Here is a 5,829-nt window from a genome sequence, read left to right on the forward strand (position 1 = left end):
TTCCTATACCATTGAATACTATGAAAAGTGTTTTGCTGATAAAAAAACTGATAGAATCTGGGCAAATGAAACCCCTAATTGATAGAACATATAGGCTCAATGAAATAGGAGCGGCTTTTGCTTATGTTTATTCTGGGCAAAAGACGGGAAACGTAGCGGTTTTGATTTCGCAGGATTAGAAGCTGCTAAAAATGAGTATATTATGCCCTATCTGTAACCGAGAAGTAGATTTCAAGGCTGCTTTTATTTATTCTTCCAATACTTCCGTTATTTTCGTTTGTCCAAACTTAAGTAATGACTCAGAAACCCATAAGTCTTGTTTTAATTGACGACCATCAAGTGGTGTTGGATGCTCTGCGTCTATTGTTTGAATCCATAGAAGACTTTCAGGTTTTGAAATGTTTTAATAATACCAAAGACGCCATTACATTTTTGATTTCTAATGAGGTAGACGTCCTTATTTCGGATTTTAATATGCCAGAAAGCTCTGGTGTAGATTTGGCTTTAACTTTAAGAGAGAAGGCACCTTTATTGAAAATTCTGATGCTGACTATGGTGGAAGACGCCACACAAATTAGGGACGCTATTCGAGCAGGAGTGAAGGGTTACGTTTTGAAGAAATCTGGGAAAGATGAACTAGAAAGAGCTGTAAGAGTCATTGTCTCGGGAAAGAAATATTTTAGTGAGGACGTGGTAAATGAATTAGCCATGAATTTTGGTGAAGATTTAAATCAAGCTACACCTACTACCATAGAGCTACTCACTCCAAGAGAATTAGAAATCCTTAAATTGGTGGCAGAAGAATTTAATACCAAAGAGATTGCTGAAAAACTTTTCGTAAGTGTAGCCACCGTAGAGACACACAGGGGTAATTTGATGCGAAAATTAAACGTTAAAAGTGCCATTGGTATGACCAAATTTGCGTTGAAACATGGTTTGGTGGAAGGCTAATTAAGCTAGTTTGAAATTTATAGTGGTTGTTTTTACACCAGCTTCATTTACTTCTTTTAATTTTCCATTTAAAATTTCCACTCGAAGAGCTACGTTTCTTTGACTTGTGTCATCATTGGTATTAGAGAGATTTCCATCGGTAGTATGTTTTAGCTTTATCTGATTTCCAACTTGTGCTAAAGAAAATTCTCCCCAAAGTTTGTTTTTATTCTGATTCATAAGTTCTAAACAGATATAGTAAACCTGAAATTCTACTTTGGCATGCAGTGGTTTGAAATGGTCATCGATTTTTAAAGTATGCTTTGCTCTTAGAGATTCATTGTTTTTTCTGACAAGGTTTTTTAACGACAAAACCAACCCTCTTTTTTCAAGCTCTTCAGGCACTAGGTTTTGCGTTAGGAGTTTTACTTGTTCATAGGTTTGGACGAGCTGATTTCTTAATTTTTGGAAAACATCTTTCTCTTTGGATGGTAGATTCTCTGTGTTGATTACATCAAGTGTCCAATTTATGGATGCAAGATTAGCTCCTATGGTGTCATGCAAATCCGTGGCTACACGCTTTCTCTCGATGGCTTGTCCCAATAATAAAGCCTCAGATATTTGCGTATTTTTGGCCTTCAGTTTTTTGTTTAATGCTCTAAAGTAAAAGATGAAAAGAGCTGTAATTAATAAGAGTACAAGAAGGCCATAGAGCCATAGCTGCTGTGTTTGTAATTGATTCTTTTGTTGCTTTAGTACTAGTTCTTTAATTCTAGATTCCTGTTTTTGAAGCTGAACATCCATTTCCACTTGTTTAAAGCGATTATGAATATTGGCCATATGCATAGTATCCCTTAAGAGGGTATAACGCTCAAAATGTTGCAGTGCCAAATTTGGCTTATTGGTGGCTTTATAAACTTCATATAAGGTTCGGTTTGCTTCACTTTCGCCATAAATGGTTTTCATTTTTTTGCTATAAACCAGACCCTCGTTGGCATATGCTATGGCACTGGGGTAGTTCTTTTCTTTCAGATATAGATTGGCGGTATGAAAGAGTAACTCTGGAATGAGGTAGAGGTCTTGGTTTTTTTCATATAGAGCCCTAGACTTCTTAAAAGCTTCTTCTGACTTTTTAAATAGTCTCAAGTCTGTGAGGGCTTCGCCGAGATAATCGTAAGCGTAACCTAAAGCAGAAGAGTCTAGTTTTTCGTAAATGGCAATCCCGTGTTCTATGAGTTCTCTAGCTTTTTCTGGGTTTTTGAAATGAATTCTGTAAGCATCGCCTAATTCCACATAGCAGTGCCCTCTTATTTTTTCAGCCTCTGGTAAGTTTCTAGAAGATTCCAGGCATTTTTGATAGTAAGGAATGGCGACCGCATAATTGTCTAACATGTCATGATTATTTGCCAGTGATCTGTAAAAGGATACTTCGTTTAGCTTGTCATCCTGTTCCCTTGCTAGGTTTAAACCCTTCAATCCTGTTGAAATAGCCTCGTAATGCTGGTTTGATACATTTTGAATAGAGGCTTTGGTTAAATACACTTTAAGTAAGCCGGGTTTCCATTTCATTTTGTTGGCTATTTCTTCAGCCTCATTACTCGTTTTTAAAGCTTTTTGAAGTGCATTTTTATGGAGATAATTATTGGCTTTTTCTATTAAAGCTATAACTGCTGTGGTATCACTAATACTCTTTTTTTGGCCGCAGGCCAAGGAATGTAAACCCAGAATTAAAACCCAAGGTAAAATAAACTTGATAGGATGTAGGCTTAAAATTTTGATTACTGATGAGTCCATAACAGTTTAACTTTAATGATGAACCTCAATAAGATTGAAAACACCATTTTCATCCGCTCGTTTTATCTGCCAAGTGCCACCAATAGAAGATACTCTTTCTTTAATGTTTTTAAGTCCCATTCCATCGTTTGAAGAGGGTTCATAACCTTTCCCATTATCAGATATGGAGAGGGTAGTTTTACCAGAAGTTTGTGAGAGCTCTACATGAGCTTCAGTGGCGTCTGCATGGTGAATAATGTTGCTAAACAATTCTAAAGAGATACAATACAGTTCAAACTCCTTGGTTTTATCAAGTCTCTTAAAGTCATCGTCGACCGAAAGTATAAACTTCGTTTTGCCATTCTTATTCATTTTATGAACCAGTTCTTTTAAAGAATCTGCCAGTCCTTGTTCTTCTAAAGAAAGGGGTAAAAGGTTATGAGCCAGTAGTCGTATATCGCCATAGGCTTTTTGAAGAAGATTTTGAAGGCTTTTAAAGACTTCCAGTTGGCTCGCTTTTAACTCTCGCTGGTCTATACTATCCATAGCCCATTGTATTGAAGATATGGTGGAACCAAGGTTGTCGTGTAAATCTGCCGCTACCCTTTTCCGCTCAATGGTTTGACCATTAAGAGCGGCTCTTTTTATTTCTTTGTTTTTTTGTCTTAGCCTATAATTAGAATAAAGAGCTAAACCCACAAGTCCTAAAAGTCCCCACAGAGCGGTATAGTACATCTTTATCCGATTTCTTTCTTTGCTGAGTTCATGCTCCAATTGGTTTCTATACTCCAATTCCTTAATTCTATCCACAACCATTTTATGGCGTTTATGCTGCGTATCTCGTTGCAGTTTCTCATTAGCCTCAATGGTAAGCGACTTATGATAAATGGCTTTTTCTTTATTACCAAGAGCCATATAGGCATTATAAAGCTGGTCTCTAAAAATGGTTTCCCGAAAACCCAGATTGTTTGTTTGGGAATGTTTCAGTCCTTCCAATGAATATTGCAGTCCTTTTTGATAATCTTTAGAGATGTTGGAATAAACGGCAAGCTGGCTGAGGCAAACGCTTTCAAAAAAAGGATTGTTAAACCTCTGAGCCATTTCTTTTGCAGCTAAAAGAGAGGGCTCGGCCCTGTCTAAGTTACCGTCTAGTTGCCAGTAGAGATAGCCTAGTTTTTCTGTTCGGTACATAAAAGTAAGACTGTCTTGCTGCTCTAAAGCATACGCTAAATTATCTTGAATTACTTTAATCGTTCTTTTTATGCTTTCTGGGTTCGTTTTTTCGTCTTTTTGATTGGCCACAAATGGCAATGGAATCTGGTAGTTTTTATCATGCTGAATCCGGAGGGCCATTCTTATACATTCCAATTCTCGCTCAGAAGTTATTTTATTGTCGGGATTATAGATGGTGATGTAACTTATGGAAAGAGCATTTAGAGCTTCTTGGATGTGCTTTCTGTCGTTAACAGCGGCAAAGTAATTAATCGCATTTTCTAGATACGGAACGCCATATTCGCCAAGGTAATATCCCCAACCATTTTTAACAATAACCAGCCCTTTTGCAAAATTGGCCAACCCTTTTTCATTATCTGTATTGGCATTTTGCAGCATTACATCACTTAAATAGTAAGCCGTGTCAAACTTTTCAATGTTATAGGTCATGTTCTCAATTGCCTTGAAATATTTTTCAAAGTCAATTTCTTGAGCTCGGAGAGATTGAAAACTTAAACAGCATAAAAGCAGAATTCCAATTTGCCTCATCTATTATACTTTAGATGAAGCAATTTCTTGTATAAAGCCATAGTAAACAATAGTTAAACTAAAAATCATGGTTTACGACCAGAAGCGAATTCATGGTATACCATGAGCCGAAATCCACGTAATCCATGAAGTACTAAGCCGTGGTTCTTTCCAAACTTTGTGAAACGAAAATCTAAAAATGTAGCAATGCATGAGGTTAGATAAAGAGGAACAGCAGCTGCTAAGACTGATTTCAAATGAAAAGGAACATCATGAAATAGCCGAAGAAATGAAATTGAGCATGCAAGAAATCAATGAAATGATTGAAAGCATCATGCTAAAGTTTGAAGCTAAGACGGTGGTGGGATTAGTGAAAAAAGCAATAAGAAACGGATTAATAACTAACGAATGAAACCTTTCAAAGTTCTAAAAAAAATTTGTCTAGGTGCTTTATTTCTAATGAGCACTTATGCCGAAGCTCAAATAAGCATCATTCAGGCAGACTCCATGTCTGTGGAAATATTACCCAATGGTATTAGAGGCGGCCTTCCTGCTAGGGCCAGTGATACCACGAATATAGCCATTGGAAAAAATGCATTATTAAGTAATCAAAGTTCGCGAAGACATATCGCGATAGGAACCAATGCACTAAAATCATATAATCTTCCACAGCATGAATTCTTTGACCCTGATGCATCAAGCCAAATAGCCATTGGTTATGGGGCATTGGCTAAACTTAATCCGTCTAGCGAAAAGCCAAACATTGCCATAGGTGCGAAGGCGATGGGAAATGTGAATTATTTTGACGCTGGTAATAATATTGCGTTAGGCCAAATGAATATGCAAAACGGTATTCATAACGGCGTTATTTCTATCGGAAATTATGCTTTAATGGGATATACTGGAAGCTTCTGGAGTAGTTCAGAAAGTATTTTCATTGGAAATCGGATAGGTATAATAAGAGCCGAAGGTTCCCAAAATACAATTGTAGGTCACCATGCATTCAGAAATAGTTCGGGTGATTATAATACTATTTTGGGTTTTGAGGCAGGCATGAATTTAGGGGAGTTAACGAGAAGTAATGGAAACATATTCCTCGGCTATCAAGCAGGCAAAAACGAATTGGGAAGTAATAAACTCTATATTGAAAACAGCGATAGCTTGAATACTTTGATTGGAGGAGACTTTGCAACAAATAGAGTGGGAATTAACCGTACAACAGCTCAGGTATCAGCAACAAATAGAACATTTCAAGTAGAGGAAAGTAATTATCTTTCTTTTGTTTTCTAACTACTTGTTTTTATTGATTTTATAAGATTTTATCATCTCTTTTTTGTTGCCCAATTGCTCTTTATTTCTTATATTTGTTGTTCAATTGTTGCCCTA

6 protein-coding genes are annotated in these 5,829 nt (G+C 36.7%); 4 read left to right on the plus strand and 2 right to left on the minus strand.

Annotation, left to right across the window (positions count from 1 at the left end; translation table 11 throughout):
- Positions 1-20: 20 nt before the first annotated feature.
- Complete coding sequence (locus ACTBZY_RS12535) at positions 21-179, plus strand: zinc-binding dehydrogenase (RefSeq protein WP_463046679.1); 159 nt, start codon at positions 21-23, stop codon at positions 177-179.
- 115 nt (positions 180-294) lie between these two features.
- Complete coding sequence (locus ACTBZY_RS12540; protein ID WP_463046674.1) at positions 295-951, plus strand: response regulator; 657 nt, start codon at positions 295-297, stop codon at positions 949-951.
- On the opposite strand, the gene ACTBZY_RS12545 is transcribed toward ACTBZY_RS12540, so the two are convergent.
- A complete protein-coding gene (locus tag ACTBZY_RS12545) occupies positions 952-2,724 on the minus strand; it encodes a tetratricopeptide repeat-containing sensor histidine kinase (protein WP_463046675.1) in 1,773 nt (590 codons plus the stop codon). It abuts the gene before it with no gap.
- Positions 2,725-2,736: 12 nt separating this feature from the next.
- Entirely contained in the window at positions 2,737-4,365 is a 1,629-nt protein-coding gene (locus ACTBZY_RS12550; protein WP_463046676.1) for a sensor histidine kinase, read from the minus strand.
- Between the two features lie 289 nt (positions 4,366-4,654).
- On the opposite strand from ACTBZY_RS12550, the gene ACTBZY_RS12555 reads away from it, so the two are divergent.
- Both ACTBZY_RS12555 and ACTBZY_RS12560 read left to right on the plus strand, forming a co-directional pair.
- Positions 4,655-4,855: a LuxR C-terminal-related transcriptional regulator gene (locus ACTBZY_RS12555; RefSeq protein ID WP_463046677.1), complete on the plus strand. Its 201-nt coding sequence runs from the start codon at positions 4,655-4,657 to the stop codon at positions 4,853-4,855.
- Positions 4,852-5,733, plus strand: a complete 882-nt coding sequence (locus tag ACTBZY_RS12560) for a hypothetical protein (protein ID WP_463046678.1) — start codon at positions 4,852-4,854, stop codon at positions 5,731-5,733. The genes ACTBZY_RS12555 and ACTBZY_RS12560 overlap by 4 nt, the downstream gene beginning before the upstream one ends.
- Positions 5,734-5,829 lie beyond the last annotated feature (96 nt).

The sequence above is a fragment of the Arcticibacterium sp. genome (genome assembly GCF_055134445.1).